Below are 14,284 nucleotides of genomic sequence, written 5' to 3'. Positions count from 1 at the left end.
TGTCTCAGTCGCAGCAGTCCGGGTCCAGCCCCCTCGGCAGCTGCTCACCGCCGAACACCGTGCACGTGGCCTCGTGGCCGCCGAGGGCGGCGACCGCGAGGAGCAGGGACCCGGCGGTCCAAGTCGTCAGCTCCTGGGGCCAGATGGCCTCGTCCTCGAAGACGTAGCCGGTCCAGTAGAGGCCACTGTCGGCGTCGCGCAGGTGCTGGATCGACTGGAGGATGTCCAGCGCGCGGTCCGACTCGCCCATCACCCAGAGGGTGAGGGCGAGTTCGGACGACTCTCCGCCCGTGACCCACGGGTTGGGGACGACGCAGCGCACACCGAGGCCGGGGACGACGAAGCGCTCCCAGCCTTCCTCCATCCGGGACTTGGCCTCCGCGCCCGTCAACGCGCCGCCCAGCACCGGGTAGTACCAGTCCATCGAGTAGCGGTCCTTGTCGAGGAACCGCTCGGGGTGCCGGCGGATCGCGTGGCGCAGTGCGCCCACCGCCAACTCCCAGTCGGGCTGCGACTCTTCGCGCTGCTCGGCGATGGCGAGCGCGCAGCGCAGCGCGTGGTGGACGGACGAGGAGCCCGTCAGCAGCGCGTCGGTCGTGAAGCTGCCGTCCTCCTCGCCCTTCCAGCCGATCTGCCCGCCGGGCTGCTGGAGTCGCAGGACGTACTCGACCGCCGCGTAGACGGCCGGCCACATGCGGTCCAGGAACATGTCGTCCCCGGTGGACAGGTAGTGGTGCCAGACGCCCACCGCGATGTACGCGACGAAGTTCGTCTCGCGGCCGCGGTCGGTGACGTCCGCGAAGTCGCCGTCGGCGTACGCCGCGTACCAGGAACCGTCCTCGTTCTGGTGGCGGGCCAGCCACTCGTACGCCCGCTCGGCGGCCTCGTGCTCGCCCGCGGCGTCCAGCGCCATCGCGGCCTCGGTGTGGTCCCAGGGGTCCAGGTGGTGTCCCCGGAACCACGGGATCGCCCCGTCCTCCCGCTGCACGGCGAGGATGCCGTGCACGGTGGCGGCGGCCTCCTCTGCGGTGAGGACCCCGGGCAGGACGAGGTGTTCTGTCCGGGGAGTGGTCACCGGGCGTCCACCGACGGCAGGTGCGGCTTGGTGGCGTACGCCACGAAGCTCTTGCCGATCAGCGGGTTCAGCGCCTGCTCGGCGACCCGGGTCGCGAGGGGCTTCTTCATGATGTCCCAGACCAGCAGCTTGTGGTACGCCCGCACCGGCAGCGCCTTGTCGTTGTCGACGCCGAACGCGCACTTCAGCCACCAGTACGGCGAGTGCAGCCCGTGCGCGTGGTGGGTGCCGTAGGGCTTCAGGCCCGCCTCGCGGATCTTCGCGAGCAGTTCGTCCGCCTTGTAGATGCGGATGTGGCCGCCCTCGACCTCGTGGTAGGCGTCGGACAGGGTCCAGCAGACCTTCTCGGGGCCGTAGCGCGGGACGGTGATGGCGATGCGGCCGCCGGGCTTGAGCACCCGGACCATCTCGGCGAGTACGCCCTTGTCGTCCGGGATGTGCTCCATGACCTCGGAGATGATGACGACGTCGAAGGACTCGTCGGGGAAGGGCAGCGCGAGGGCGTCGCCCTCCATCGCCGTCGCGGTCGCGCCCTCCGGTGCCTCGCCGGCCTCCTTCATCGCCGCGAACCACTTCGCGACCTCGCGGATCTCCTCGCCGTTCTGGTCGAGCGCCACGACCTGGGCGCCGCGCCGGTAGCACTCGAACGCGTGCCGGCCGGCCCCGCATCCGAGGTCCAGGACGCGGTCGCCCGGGGCGAGCGGGAACCGGGAGAAGTCGACGGTCAGCACGTGGCCCTGCTTTCGGAATAGTTGCTTGCGGGGGCAGCAGAGTTGTCGGTCGAGGCCGCGGCGGGGTCGTCGGTCGGTGCCGGTGCCGTGGGGCATCCGATCGCCGCGCGGTATCGGGCCACCGTTCCCTCGGCGGCCCGGGCCCAGGTGAACCGGCGGAGCACCCGCTCACGGCCGGCGCGGCCGAGCCGCACCCTCAGTTCCGGGTCGCCCAGCAGCCGGCTCAGCCCCGCGGCCAGCGCGCCCGGGTCGCCCGGCGGCACCGCGAGACATGTCTCGCCGTCGCGGCCCGCGACCTCCGGGATCGCGCCGCCGGTCGTCGCGACCAGGGGCGTGCCCGTGGCCATCGCCTCGGCCGCCGGGAGGGAGAAGCCCTCGTACAGGGAGGGCACGCAGGCGACCTCCGCCGAGCGGACCAGGTCGACCAGTTCGGCGTCCGAGATGCCCTTCACGAACTCGACGGCGCCCTCGAGGCCGTAGCGCTCCATCGCCTGGGCGACGGGCCCCTCCGTGGGCCGCTTGCCCACGACCACGAGGTGGGCGTCGGTGTGCTCGGTGCGGACCTTCGCCAGGGCCTCGACCAGGAACACCAGGCCCTTGAGCGGTACGTCCGCGCTGGACGTCGTCACGATCCGGCCGGGCACCACGGGCACGGACGGATCCGGCGAGAACAGGTCGGTGTCGGCACCGATGTGGACGACGTGGATGCGGTCGTCCCGTACGCCGAGGTGGTCGACGATCTCGTCGCGCGAGGTGCCCGAGACGGTGAGGACCGAGGGCAGGCGGCGCGCGACGCGCTTCTGCATGCGGGTGAAGGCGTACCAGCGGCGCTTGGACATCCGCTGCTGCCAGTTCTCGGCCGCGTCCAGCTCCAACTGCCGGTCCACGGTGATGGGGTGGTGGATCGTGGTGACGAGAGGCGCGCCCACATTCCCCAACAACCCATAGCCGAGCGTCTGGTTGTCGTGCACGATGTCGAACTCGCCGCGCCGGGCGCGGAGATGGCGGCGGGCCCGCAGCGAGAAGGTCAGCGGTTCGGGGAAGCCGCCGGTCCACATCGTCGCGACTTCGAGCGCGTCGATCCAGTCGCGGTACTCGTCGCGCCCGGGGGTGCGGAAGGGGTCCGGCGAGCGGTAGAGGTCGAGGCTGGGCAGCTCGGTCAGGCTCAGCCGGCCCTCGTACGCCTCGTCCTCGTCGAGGACGGGGTACGGCTGGGAGCCGATGACCTCGACGCGGTGGCCGAGGCGGGCCAGCTCGCGCGAGAGGTGCCGTACATAGACACCCTGGCCGCCGCAGAACGGGTTCCCTTTATAAGTGAGGAGTGCGATGTGGAGCGGTCGCTCGCCGTCGGTGGCGAGGTCCTCCTGGGGACCCGCCTGACTGGCCTCAGCGGTCACTCTGGGCCCCCTTCTGCATGCACTGTCCCGCGAGATTACGCCGGGACGCTAATCTAGAACAAGTTTCAGACTTGATCGTCCAGGAGGCTCTGAATCTACCGGCAGGTAGGGGCACTGTGAGCGGTGGATCAGGTGATTCGCGCCACGGCGGACGCCCTGCCATGCTCGGTGCGATCACCAGCCCTCACCGACTGTCACGGAGCGGGACCCATGCCCTCGGAAGCCAAGGTGGCCAAGGTGGAAGCCAGTACCTCGCACCCCGCCTCCCCGCCCCTCACGGAGCGGCAGGAGGCCCGTCGCCGGCGCATTCTGCACGCGAGCGCGCAGCTGGCCAGCCGGGGTGGTTTCGACGCGGTGCAGATGCGTGAGGTCGCGGAGTCCTCGCAGGTGGCTCTGGGCACTCTGTACCGCTACTTCCCGTCCAAGGTCCATCTGCTGGTCGCCACGATGCAGGACCAGTTGGAGCACATGCACGGGACGCTGCGGAAGAAGCCGCCGACGGGTGACACGGCGGCCGAGCGGGTCGCGGAGACCCTGATGCGGGCCTTCCGCGCGCTGCAGCGCGAGCCGCATCTCGCCGACGCGATGGTCCGCGCCCTCACCTTCGCCGACCGCAGCGTCTCCCCCGAGGTCGACCAGGTCTCCCGCCAGACCACGGTGATCATCCTGGACGCGATGGGCCTGGAGAACCCGACCCCCGAGCAGCTCTCGGCGGTCCGCGTCATCGAGCACACCTGGCACTCGGCCCTGATCACCTGGCTCTCGGGCCGCGCCTCCATCGCCCAGGTCAAGATCGACATCGAGACGGTGTGCCGCCTGATCGACCTGACGGACCCGGAAGGGCACAAGTAGGGGCCGGGACGCGAGGGCGGCCGGGGACCGGGCAGCGAAGGACCTACGAGACGGGTTCCCTTCGCCGGCATGGTCCGGATCAGGTTCTGGGGGTCGCCTTCCGGCCCGACAGCTGCCTTCCGGCCTCTCAGCCCGACCGTCGACGTCGGCCCCGGCGGATGCGTCTGCATCTGCGTCTCGCCAAAGTCGGCTACTCCGGTCGGACTCCCTCACTCGTCTCGTAGGCCACTTCCCAGAATAGAACGCTTGCCCGTGAATGAAACCCCCTGATAAGTGATTCTTTCGGACCCTATTCCTCGGGCGGAAACACCGGCTCCCCGCTGCCCAGCAGCGTGATCACGATCGCCTCCACCGGGCAGTTCTCGGCCGCCCCCAGAACCCGCTCGTTCGCGTCGGTCTCCGGCTCGACGGGATGGGACTGCATGGCGGAGTCGAGCCGGAAGGCACCCGTGGCACGGTGGACGCACTGGGCCGAGCCGATGCAGACGGAGCGGTCGACCTCGACCTGCCAGCGGTCGCCCATGCCGCTCACGCCTCCCAGCCGGCCGGCAGGTGGATCATCTTGTGCTCCAGGTACTCGCCGTAGCCCTCCGGGCCGAACTCCCGCCCCAGGCCGGAGCTCTTGTAGCCGCCGAAGGGGCCGAGCATGTCCAGGCTGAACGTGTTCACCGAGTACGTGCCGGTACGGACCTGCCGGGCGACGTCGATGCCGTGTGCCACGTCCGCCGTCCACACGCTGCCCGAAAGACCGTAGTCCGAGTCGTTCGCGATCTTCAGGGCCTCGGACTCGTCGCCGTACGGGAGCAGGCAGATCACCGGGCCGAAGATCTCCTCCCGGGCGATCCGCATCGAGTTGTCGACGTCGCCGAAGAGCGTCGGCTTGACGTACCAGCCGCGGTCCAGGCCCGGCGGGCGTCCGCCGCCGGTGAGAATCTTGGCGCCCTCCTCCTGGCCGATGCGGATGTAGTCGAGATTCCTGCGCTGCTGGCGCTGTGCGACCAGCGGGCCCACCTGGGTCGCCGGGTCCAGCGGGTCGCCGACCACGAGAGCGCCCGCCGCCCGGGCGAAGGCATCCGCGAACTCGTCGTAGCGGGCGCGCGGAACCAGGATGCGGGTCTGGGCCACGCAGGCCTGGCCGTTGTTCATCCAGGCGGCCGGGACGATGCCCGCGACGGACGTCTCGACGTCCGCGTCGGGCAGGACGACGGCCGCGGACTTGCCGCCCAGCTCCAGGGTCACGCGCGTGAGATTGCGGGAGGCCACCTCCATCACGCGCTTGCCGGCCGCCACCGATCCGGTGAAGGAGACCTTGTCGATCCCCGGGTGCCCGACCAGGTACTCGCTGACCTCGCGGTCGGCCGGGAGTATGGACAGGACGCCCTCCGGCAGCCCGGCCTCACGCGTGATGTCGGCGAGGATGTACGCGTCCAGCGGCGACTCGGGCGACGGCTTGAGCACCACGGTGCAGCCGGTGAGCAGCGCGGGCGCGAGCTTGGCGGCGGCCACGAACTGCGGGACGTTCCAAGGCACTACGGCCGCCACGACCCCGACCGGTTCGCGGCGCACGAGGATCTTGCCGAGCACACCGTCGCGCGTCTCCTCGTACGTGAAGTTCCGCGCGACCGTGATCGCCGCGTCCCACACCATCATCGCGCCGAGCGCCTGCGCGAGGACGCTCCAGGAGTACGGCGATCCGTTCTCGGAGGAGATCACGCGGGCGATCTCCTCGTGCCGTACGGCGATCGCGTCCTTGATCCGGGTGACCACCTCGATCCGCTCGTCGAGCGACATCCGCGGCCAGGGTCCCTCGTCGAACGCCGTCCGCGCGACGGCGACCGCCCGGTCGACATCCGCCGTCGAGGCGTGCGGCACCCGCCCGATGACCTCCTCCGTGTGCGGCGAGATCACCTCGATGACGTCCTTGCCGAGCGGGTCGGTCAACTCCCCGCCGATGAACAGCTGTCCGTGTTCCACGAGCTCGGCCATGGCGACTGCCTCCTGGGGAGAGCGAACCGTTTCTGACGGTGTTTCAGAAACTGATACCAGTTCTGGTTGCAGTAGTCCACGGACAGGACGTGAATGCCCCTGATCAGCGATTTCCCGGTGATCAGGGGCAAGTTGGGCCAGTCGCACACACTGGCACCACGGAGCGGCACGCGACATGATGCCCACCCGGAGTCCTAGGGGGACACTCATGAGGTCACGTCGGCAGTCGGTCCACGATCGCGACCAGCATGTCATCGTCGAGCACAACCGGATGCTCGAGATCTTCGTCAAGTACCTCGTCCTGGTCGGTCTGTTGTACCTCGCGGCCCGCATCCTCTACTGGGGTGCGTGGATCCCGTTCGCCGGAGCCGGCCTCTACCTGCTCTGGGAACTCAGCCGCCTCAACAGCGCTTTCGGCGAACTCGCCGGCCGCTGGAACGAGCAGAACCGTCAGCGGCAGGAGTCCGACCGGGACGCGTACGACCTCGAACGGTCCCAGCAGCAGGACGCGGACTGACGGCCGGCCGCGACAGAGCGAGGGCCCGGCGCAGTACGACCTCCGAACCGGCGCATCAGGGCTGATCAACCCAACACCCCCACCCATCGGTCGACTTGGGCGACCATTGAAACCGGTTCTAGTTATAGTGGGCCATGGTCTTGGGACGGAGGGCAGATGACGATCAGCCAGGGCGAGGCACCCCAGCCGCAGGTCCACGACCACGGGGGAGGCGTACGGTCCGTCCAGGTACCCATCCCTGACAATCCCCTGGGGTACACGCTCGTCTACGTCGTCGACACCGACCGTGGCCCGGTGCTGGTCGACACCGGCTGGGACGACCCCGCCTCCTGGGACACCCTCACCGCGGGTCTCGCCGCGTGCGGCACCTCGGTGGACGAGGTGGAGGGAGTGGTGATCACCCATCATCATCCGGATCACCACGGGCTGTCCGGCCGGGTGCGTGAGGCGTCCGGCGCCTGGATCGCCATGCACGCCGCGGACACCGCGATCGTGCGGCGCACCCGGGAGACCCGGCCCGGGCGCTGGTTCACTTACATGACGGCCAAGCTCACCGCCGCCGGTGCCCCCGAGGACCATGTGGCGCCCCTGCGCGACGCCGCGCCCCGCACCACCCTGCCGGGCTTCTCCCCCGCCCTGCCCGACCGCGAGATCGTCCCCGGTGAACTCCTCGACCTCTCGGGCCGACGGCTGCGCGCGATCTGGACCCCGGGCCACACGCCCGGCCACGTCTGCCTCCACCTGGAGGAACAGCACCCCGCCCAACTGCCGGGCCACGGACGGCTGTTCTCCGGCGATCACCTGCTCCCCAGGATCACCCCGCACATCGGCCTGTACGAGGATCCCGACGACGCCACCGTCACGGATCCCCTCGGCGACTACCTCGACTCCCTCGAACGCATCGGCCGGCTCGCCCCCGCCGAGGTGCTCCCCGCCCACCAGCACGTGTTCCCCGACGCGCCCGCCCGCGTACGGGAGTTGCTCGCGCACCACGAGGAACGTCTCACCGGGCTCCAGGCCCTGCTGGTCGAGCCGCTCACGCCCTGGCAGGTCGCCGAGCGCATGGAGTGGAACCGGCCCTGGGCCCAGATCCCGTACGGATCAAGGAACATCGCGGTCTCGGAGGCCGAGGCGCACCTGCGGCGGCTGGTGAAGCTGGGGCGGGCGGAGGCGGTGGCGGGGAGCGATCCGGTGACGTACGTGGCGGTGTGAGCCGGGTGAGCCGGGTGAGCGGCGCCGGCGGTTCGGCCGGGGTAAAGCGCTCGCGTCCCGTGATCCGTCACTGATACCAACGGTCCCATGGACCCCTTGCGGCAACTCCTCGCCGAACGCGCCTGCGAGCGCCTGATCCTGGACTTCGTCCACCGCCTCGACCTCGGTGAACCGGCCTCCGTGGCCGAGTTGTTCACCGAGGACGGCAGCTGGGAGTGGCCGTCTCCGGGGGACGGGCGGCGGTCCGAAGGGCGGGAGGCGCTGCGGCAGTACTTCGGCTCGCGCCCCACGGACAAGCTCTCACGACGGATCATGTCCAACATCCGCGTCACGGTGACGTCCGCGGACACGGCCGAGGCGACGTCGTACTTCACCACCTACCGCATCGAGGGCTGGACGGGCGGCATGGTGCCGGCCGGACCGCCGGTCCAGGTCGGCCACTACGAGGACTCGTTCCGCCGGTCGGCCGACGGCACGTGGCTGCTCGCCCGCCGGGTGCTGCATCTGCCGTTCGGAGGACCGACGCCTCGGGCGGACGACGTCATGACCCCTCGGGCGTGAGCTCCCCGTCGTTGTCCGTATGCAGGTCCCCTGCCTCGTCGGTCTCTCCCGTGGTCCGCACGGGAGAGCACCCGCTCCACCTCACAGGCACCCCTCAGACTGCTCGGCACGGCCCGGTACAGTGGCCAGGTCGTCATCACACCCGTACGGGGGGAAGCCGGTGCAATTCCGGCGCTGACCCGCAACCGTAAGCCGCCCGCCGAGGGCGGTCAGCCGGACTGCCCCGCACGGTCGTGACCGGCTCACGTGTGTCGGCAGTCCGCCGACGTACGGCACCGTCGAGGCATACGGAGCCGAGCCGCCCGGGGTGTCCCGTGCTGCCCGCTCCCGCAGGGAGAGGCACCCGCCGATCATGAACGTCCTCCGCCGCAGCGCCGCGGCCCTGGCCACCATCGCCGTGATCGGTACGGCCGCGCCCGCCGTCGCCGCCACACCGTCACCCTCGGCGTCGATACCCGCCGGGCTGTACGGCACCACCGACCCGACGTACGACGGCGTCTGGCGCCAGTCGCTGGCACTGCTCGCGCAGGACACCGTGGGCGTGAAGCCGGCGGCGAAGGCCGTGGACTGGCTGGTGGGGCAGCAGTGCGCGGGCGGGGCGTTCGCGGCGTTCCGTGCCGATGCCTCGGGCGCGTGCGACGCCAAGCTGATGGTCGACACGAACAGCACGGGCGCCGCCGTCCAGGCCCTGGCCGCGCTCGGCGGGCACGACTCCGCGACCGGCAGGGCGGTCGCCTGGCTGAAGTCCGTGCAGAACAAGGACGGCGGCTGGGGGTACGCGCCGGGCGGGGCGAGCGACGCGAACTCGACGTCCGTCGTCATCGGCGCGCTGACCGCCGTCGGCGAGAAGCCCGCGGAGGTCGAGAAGGGCGGGAAGTCGCCCTTCGACGCCCTGTCGAAGCTCGCCCTCCCGTGCGACGGAGACGGCGCGGGCGCCTTCGCCTATCAGCCGGACAAGAAGGGCAAGTTGGCCGCCAACGCGGACGCGACCGCGGCGGCCGTGGTGGGCGCGCTCGGCAAGGGGCTGGCCGGGGACGCCGTGAAGCCGACCCGCACCACCGTGACGTGCAAGGACGCCGACGGTCCCGAGCAGGCGGCGGACAACGGCGCCGCGTACCTCGTCAAGGCCCTGGCCAAGGACAAGCACCTGACCTCGACGCTCCCCGGCTCCAAGGACCGGCCCGACTACGGCAACACGGCCGACGCGGTGCTCGCCCTCGCGACCGCCGGCCAGGGCGACAAGGCGGCCGACGCACTGCGCTGGCTGGAGAGCAACTCCGAGGCGTGGGCAAAGCAGGGCGGACCGGCCGCGTACGCGCAGTTGATCCTCGCCGCGCACGCGCAGGCCTTTGACGTGCACGACTTCGGTGGCCAGGACCTGGTCGCGCTCCTCGACGCGACCGGCCCGAAGCCCGCCTCCGCTTCCACCTCTCCCTCCCAGGGATCGGACCGCGCCGGGAAGAAGGACTCCGACGAGGAGGGTTCCGGGGTCAGCGTCTGGTGGATCGTCGGCGTCGGCCTGGTCGGCGGCATCGGTGTCGGCTTCCTGATCAGCGGCCGTAACAAGAGGAAGCAGCCGTGATACGCCGCGGCGCCCTGCTCCTCGCCGCGCTGTTCCTGACCCTGGCCGGCAGCGGCCAGGCGCAGGCCGCCGGTTACCGCTACTGGTCCTTCTGGGACGACGACGGCGGCCGCTGGACCTACGCCACCCAGGGCCCCGCCACCGCCCGCCCCTCCGACGGCGACGTGCAGGGCTTCCGCTTCTCGGTGAGCGAGGACTCGGGCGACTCGGCGAAGCCGCGCGGGGCCGCGTCGTTCCCGGTGATCTGCGCGAGGACTCCGGCGCAGGACGGCAAGAAGCGCGTGGCTCTCGTCATCGACTTCGGTACGGCGGCGGACGCCCCGTCCGGCGAGACGCCGCCGGCCCGTCGTACGGCCTGCGCGCAGGTGTCCGCCGACGCGACCACCGCGGACGCCCTCGCCTCGGTGGCGAAGCCTCTGCGGTACGACACCAACGCCCTGTTGTGCGCGATCGGGGGCTATCCGCAGAAGGGGTGCGGGGAGCAGGTCGCCGACGGGAAGAAGCCGACGGCTGCCGCGCAGAACGGGAAGAACGGGAAGGCCGCGACGGACGGTGGCCCTTCGGTGGGGCTGTTCGTGGGGGCGGGGGCGGTCGCGCTACTGGGCGCGGCCGCGGTGTGGCAGGCGCGGCGACGCAGGCATGGCTAGGACCGGGCTCCCGGATCGGTCCGGCGTCGTGGGAAGGACCGACACCGGTCGGCCCACGACGTTGCACCCCGGCGCCTGGTGGCTCTGGTCGCTCGGTCTGGGCACCGCGGCCACCCGCACCACCAACCCCCTGCTCCTCGCGCTGCTCATCGCGACGTCGGCGTACGTCGTCGCCACCTGCCGCTCCCGGGCCCCCTGGTCCCGCTCCTACTCCGCCTTCGTCAAACTCGCCCTCGCCGTCCTCCTCATCCGCCTCGTCTTCGCGGTGGCCCTCGGCTCCCCCATCCCCGGCACGCACGTGATCGTCACCCTCCCCGAACTCCCGCTCCCCCATTGGGCGCAGGGCATCCGCCTGGGCGGAAAGGTCACCGCCGAATCGCTCGTCTTCGCCTTCTACGACGGCCTGAAGCTGGCCACGCTCCTCATCTGCGTGGGCGCCGCGAACGCCCTCGCCAACCCGTCCCGCCTTCTCAAGTCCCTGCCGGGCGCCCTGTACGAGACCGGCGTCGCGGTGGTGGTCGCGCTCACCTTCGCGCCCAACCTCATCGCCGACGTCCAGCGGCTGCGCGCCGCGCGCCGGCTGCGCGGCCGTCCCGACAAGGGCGTGCGCGGTCTGCTGCACGTCGGACTGCCGGTGCTGGAGGGCGCGTTGGAACGTTCCGTCGCCCTCGCCGCCGCGATGGACGCCCGCGGTTACGGCCGTACGGCCCAGGTCCCGCCCGCCGTACGCCGCACCACCGCCGCCCTCACCCTCGGCGGTCTGCTCGGCGTCTGCGCGGGAACGTACGGACTGCTGACCGCCGAAGGCGGCACCTACGGGCTGCCCCTCCTGCTCGCCGGGCTCGGCGCGGCCCTGGCCGGGCTGCGGCTGGGGGGCCGTCGCAGCCTGCGTACGCGTTACCGCCCGGACCGGTGGGACGTGCGTGCCTGGCTGGTCGCGGGATCCGGCGCCGCGGTCGCCGCGCTGCTCACCCTCGCCGCCGCGGACGATCCGGCGGCCCTGCACCCCGGTGTCGTCCCGCTGGTCTCCCCCACCCTTCCGCTGTGGCCCGCGGCGGCCGTACTGCTCGGCCTGCTGCCGTCCTTCCTCGCCCCCAAGGAGCCGTAGTGATCCGCTTCGAGGATGTCTCCGTGACGTACGACGGGGTGGCCGAACCCACCGTGCGGGGCGTGGACTTCGAGGTCCCGGAGGGCGAACTCGTGCTGCTGGTCGGCCCGTCGGGGGTCGGCAAGTCGACCGTCCTCGGTGCCGTCAGCGGCCTCGTCCCGCACTTCACGGGTGGCACGCTGCGGGGCCGTGTCACGGTGGCGGGCCGCGACACCCGTACGCACAAGCCGCGCGAACTCGCGGACGTCGTGGGCACGGTGGGGCAGGATCCGCTCTCCCACTTCGTGACGGACACCGTCGAGGACGAACTCGCCTACGGCATGGAGTCGTTGGGGCTGGCGCCGGACGTGATGCGGCGCCGCGTCGAGGAAACCCTCGACCTCCTCGGCCTGGCCGATCTCCGCGACCGCCCCATCGCCACCCTCTCCGGCGGCCAGCAACAGCGCGTCGCCATCGGCTCGGTCCTCACCCCGCACCCGAAGGTCCTGGTCCTCGACGAGCCGACCTCGGCCCTCGACCCGGCGGCCGCGGAGGAGGTCCTCGCCGTCCTCCAACGCCTGGTCCACGACCTGGGCACGACGGTTCTCATGGCGGAACACCGCCTGGAACGTGTCATCCAGTACGCCGACCAGGTCGCCCTCCTCCCCGCCCCCGGAACACCCCCACTCCTCGGCGACCCGGCCGAGATGATGGCCGTATCCCCGGTGTACCCACCGGTGGTCGCCCTGGGCCGCCTGGCCGACTGGTCACCGTTGCCGCTGACGGTCAGGGATGCGCGGCGGCGGGCAGGGGGACTGCGCGAGCAGTTGGCGCAAGCTGCGGGCATGCGTGCCGCTGAGGCGGATCCCGGCTCGGGGAGAGGCGACACCCCGCCGCCGCAGGCGAGCGATCCGGCCTCCCGTCCTGCCATCACCCCACGGTGGCCCTTCTTCCCGCGCAAGCGGACGGAGGCTGCCGCGGCTCCCCCCACCGCTCTCTCCCCCGTCGCCGAAGTCCGCGCCCTCGCCGTCCGCCGCGGTCGTGTCGAAGCCCTTCGCCGTGTCACCCTCACCGTCGGCCCCGGCGAGACCGTCGCCCTCATGGGACGCAACGGCGCCGGTAAGTCGACGCTGCTCAACACCCTCGTCGGGCTGGTCGAACCGTCCGCCGGATCGGTCCGGGTCGGTGGCGTCGTCCCCCACCGCACGGCACCCCCCGACCTCGTACGCCGCGTCGGTCTGGTGCCCCAGGAACCCCGCGACCTCCTCTACGCCGACACCGTCGCCGGTGAGTGCGCGGCGGCCGACCGGGATGCCCGGGCCGAACCCGGTACCTGCCGCGCGCTGGTGTCGGAGCTGCTCCCCGGTATCACCGACGGCGTCCATCCGCGCGACCTCTCCGAGGGGCAGCGCCTCACGCTCGCGCTGGCCGTCGTGCTGACCGCCCGGCCGCCTCTGCTGCTGCTCGACGAACCGACCCGGGGCCTGGACTACGCGGCGAAGGCCCGCCTGGTGGGCCTGTTGCGCGGGCTGGCCGCCGAGGGGCATGCGATCGTCCTGGCCACGCACGACGTGGAGCTGGCCGCCGAACTCGCCCACCGGGTGGTGCTGTTGGCCGACGGCGAGGTGATCGCCGACGGGCCGACGGCCGACGTGGTCGTCTCGTCGCCGTCGTTCGCGCCCCAGGTCACCAAGATCCTCGCCCCGCAGGAGTGGCTCACGGTCACGCAGGTGCGGGAGGCCCTCGGATGACCGCCACCACTCCCCGGACCCGGGCCGCCACCCCGCAGGCCCGGGCCGTCCGCCTCGGCCCCCGTTCCGTCGCCGCCCTCGTCCTCGTCAGCGCCGTCGGCGTCGTCGGCTTCGGCTGGCCCTTCCTCGCGCCGCCCTCCTCGCAGCTCAGCGCCCACGCGCAGGACGCGCCCTGGCTGTTCGCGGGCCTGCTGGTGCTGCTGGTCGCCGTCGTGGCCGCGACCATCTCCGAGTCCGGGCTCGGCCCGAAGGCGGTCGCCATGCTCGGCGTGCTCGCGGCGACCGGCGCCGCCCTGCGCCCGCTCGGTGCCGGGACCGCCGGTATCGAGCCGATGTTCTTCCTGATGGTGCTGAGCGGGCGCGTGCTCGGCCCCGGCTTCGGCTTCACCCTCGGCTCGCTCACGATGTTCGCGTCGGCGCTGCTCACGGGCGGGGTGGGCCCGTGGATGCCGTTCCAGATGCTGGCGATGGGCTGGTTCACGATGGGCGCGGGCCTGCTCCCGGGCCCGGACCGCCTCCGGGGCCGCGGCGAACTCGCCCTCCTCGCCTGCTACGGCTTCCTGGCCGCCTTCGCCTACGGCACGATCATGAACCTGGCCGGCTGGCCCTTCATGGGCGCGCTCGCCTCGGGCATCGCCTTCGACCCGCACGCGGCCGTCCCCGCCAACCTGGCCCGTTTCCTCGCGTACTGCACGGCCACCTCGCTGGGCTGGGACCTGGGCCGGGCCGTCGTCACCGTGGTACTGACGCTCGCCCTCGGCCCGGCCGTACTCAGGGCGCTACGCAGAGCCACCCGCCGGGCGGCGTTCGAGACCGCGGTCACATTCGACCCTCGTTGACCGGTGAAGCACCCCACATGACCCATGTCACTCACTATCTACCCTAG

The 14,284-nt window shown here is 71.7% G+C and carries 14 protein-coding genes and 1 riboswitch; of the genes, 9 read left to right on the top strand and 5 right to left on the bottom strand.

The features are described 5' to 3' along the window. Positions 1-4: 4 nt before the first annotated feature. From OG303_RS34540 to OG303_RS34530, 3 genes are read right to left on the bottom strand one after another with little or no spacing between them, the layout of a single operon-like run. The gene (locus tag OG303_RS34540; protein WP_405873380.1) at positions 5-1,075 is read right to left on the bottom strand and encodes a prenyltransferase/squalene oxidase repeat-containing protein; all 1,071 of its coding nucleotides are present in this window, start codon (positions 1,073-1,075) and stop codon (positions 5-7) included. Beyond that, a complete protein-coding gene (locus tag OG303_RS34535; protein ID WP_405873379.1) occupies positions 1,072-1,806 on the bottom strand; it encodes a class I SAM-dependent methyltransferase in 735 nt (244 codons plus the stop codon). The genes OG303_RS34540 and OG303_RS34535 overlap by 4 nt, the downstream gene beginning before the upstream one ends. Continuing rightward, a complete protein-coding gene (locus tag OG303_RS34530; RefSeq protein ID WP_405873377.1) occupies positions 1,800-3,203 on the bottom strand; it encodes a glycosyltransferase family 4 protein in 1,404 nt (467 codons plus the stop codon). Before OG303_RS34530 ends, OG303_RS34535 begins: the two co-directional genes overlap by 7 nt. 210 nt (positions 3,204-3,413) lie before the next feature. On the opposite strand from OG303_RS34530, the gene OG303_RS34525 reads away from it, so the two are divergent. Then, positions 3,414-4,055, top strand: coding sequence for a TetR family transcriptional regulator (locus OG303_RS34525; protein WP_405873376.1), 642 nt, complete (start codon positions 3,414-3,416; stop codon positions 4,053-4,055). 289 nt (positions 4,056-4,344) lie between these two features. On the opposite strand, the gene OG303_RS34520 is transcribed toward OG303_RS34525, so the two are convergent. After that, a complete protein-coding gene (locus OG303_RS34520; RefSeq protein ID WP_405877634.1) occupies positions 4,345-4,578 on the bottom strand; it encodes a ferredoxin in 234 nt (77 codons plus the stop codon). Positions 4,579-4,583: 5 nt separating this feature from the next. Next, positions 4,584-6,041, bottom strand: coding sequence for an aldehyde dehydrogenase (locus OG303_RS34515; protein WP_405873375.1), 1,458 nt, complete (start codon positions 6,039-6,041; stop codon positions 4,584-4,586). Positions 6,042-6,249: 208 nt separating this feature from the next. Between OG303_RS34515 and OG303_RS34510 the strand changes: the two genes are divergently transcribed. The 8 genes from OG303_RS34510 (at position 6,250) to OG303_RS34475 (ending at position 14,237) form a co-directional block, all read left to right on the top strand. Next, positions 6,250-6,558 (top strand): hypothetical protein, encoded by a 309-nt coding sequence (locus OG303_RS34510; RefSeq protein WP_405873374.1) that lies wholly within the window; start codon positions 6,250-6,252, stop codon positions 6,556-6,558. Between the two features lie 156 nt (positions 6,559-6,714). Further along, on the top strand, positions 6,715-7,770 hold the full coding sequence (locus OG303_RS34505) for an MBL fold metallo-hydrolase (RefSeq protein ID WP_405873373.1): 1,056 nt from the start codon (positions 6,715-6,717) through the stop codon (positions 7,768-7,770). An 87-nt stretch (positions 7,771-7,857) separates the two neighbouring features. Then, entirely contained in the window at positions 7,858-8,331 is a 474-nt protein-coding gene (locus tag OG303_RS34500; protein WP_405873372.1) for a nuclear transport factor 2 family protein, read from the top strand. Between the two features lie 150 nt (positions 8,332-8,481). Beyond that, positions 8,482-8,555, top strand: a riboswitch (cobalamin riboswitch). A 128-nt stretch (positions 8,556-8,683) separates the two neighbouring features. Continuing rightward, positions 8,684-9,913 (top strand): prenyltransferase/squalene oxidase repeat-containing protein, encoded by a 1,230-nt coding sequence (locus tag OG303_RS34495; RefSeq protein ID WP_405873370.1) that lies wholly within the window; start codon positions 8,684-8,686, stop codon positions 9,911-9,913. Next, entirely contained in the window at positions 9,910-10,560 is a 651-nt protein-coding gene (locus OG303_RS34490; RefSeq protein WP_405873368.1) for an SCO2322 family protein, read from the top strand. The genes OG303_RS34495 and OG303_RS34490 overlap by 4 nt, the downstream gene beginning before the upstream one ends. Then, complete coding sequence (locus OG303_RS34485) at positions 10,553-11,668, top strand: energy-coupling factor transporter transmembrane component T (RefSeq protein WP_405873367.1); 1,116 nt, start codon at positions 10,553-10,555, stop codon at positions 11,666-11,668. The genes OG303_RS34490 and OG303_RS34485 overlap by 8 nt, the downstream gene beginning before the upstream one ends. After that, a complete protein-coding gene (locus OG303_RS34480; RefSeq protein WP_405873366.1) occupies positions 11,668-13,398 on the top strand; it encodes an ABC transporter ATP-binding protein in 1,731 nt (576 codons plus the stop codon). The genes OG303_RS34485 and OG303_RS34480 overlap by 1 nt, the downstream gene beginning before the upstream one ends. Further along, a complete protein-coding gene (locus OG303_RS34475) occupies positions 13,395-14,237 on the top strand; it encodes an ECF transporter S component (protein WP_405873364.1) in 843 nt (280 codons plus the stop codon). The genes OG303_RS34480 and OG303_RS34475 overlap by 4 nt, the downstream gene beginning before the upstream one ends. The last annotated feature ends 47 nt before the right edge of the window (positions 14,238-14,284 follow it).

The organism is Streptomyces sp. NBC_00005, assembly GCF_045160215.1.
In the GTDB taxonomy this organism is placed as follows: Bacteria; Actinomycetota; Actinomycetes; order Streptomycetales; family Streptomycetaceae; genus Streptomyces.
Note: the sequence above shows the minus strand (reverse complement) of the source record. Positions and strands in the feature narration are given on the sequence as shown.

Excerpts from the sequence above, each read along its gene's own strand:
- OG303_RS34500 (WP_405873372.1), top strand. The coding sequence starts at position 7,858 with ATGGACCCCTTGCGGCAACTCCTCGCCGAACGCGCCTGCGAGCGCCTG.
- OG303_RS34495 (WP_405873370.1), top strand. The coding sequence starts at position 8,684 with ATGAACGTCCTCCGCCGCAGCGCCGCGGCCCTGGCCACCATCGCCGTG.
- OG303_RS34505 (WP_405873373.1), top strand. The coding sequence starts at position 6,715 with ATGACGATCAGCCAGGGCGAGGCACCCCAGCCGCAGGTCCACGACCAC.
- OG303_RS34485 (WP_405873367.1), top strand. The coding sequence starts at position 10,553 with ATGGCTAGGACCGGGCTCCCGGATCGGTCCGGCGTCGTGGGAAGGACC.
- OG303_RS34520 (WP_405877634.1), bottom strand. The coding sequence starts at position 4,578 with ATGGGCGACCGCTGGCAGGTCGAGGTCGACCGCTCCGTCTGCATCGGC.
- OG303_RS34525 (WP_405873376.1), top strand. The coding sequence starts at position 3,414 with ATGCCCTCGGAAGCCAAGGTGGCCAAGGTGGAAGCCAGTACCTCGCAC.
- OG303_RS34475 (WP_405873364.1), top strand. The coding sequence starts at position 13,395 with ATGACCGCCACCACTCCCCGGACCCGGGCCGCCACCCCGCAGGCCCGG.
- OG303_RS34510 (WP_405873374.1), top strand. The coding sequence starts at position 6,250 with ATGAGGTCACGTCGGCAGTCGGTCCACGATCGCGACCAGCATGTCATC.
- OG303_RS34515 (WP_405873375.1), bottom strand. The coding sequence starts at position 6,041 with ATGGCCGAGCTCGTGGAACACGGACAGCTGTTCATCGGCGGGGAGTTG.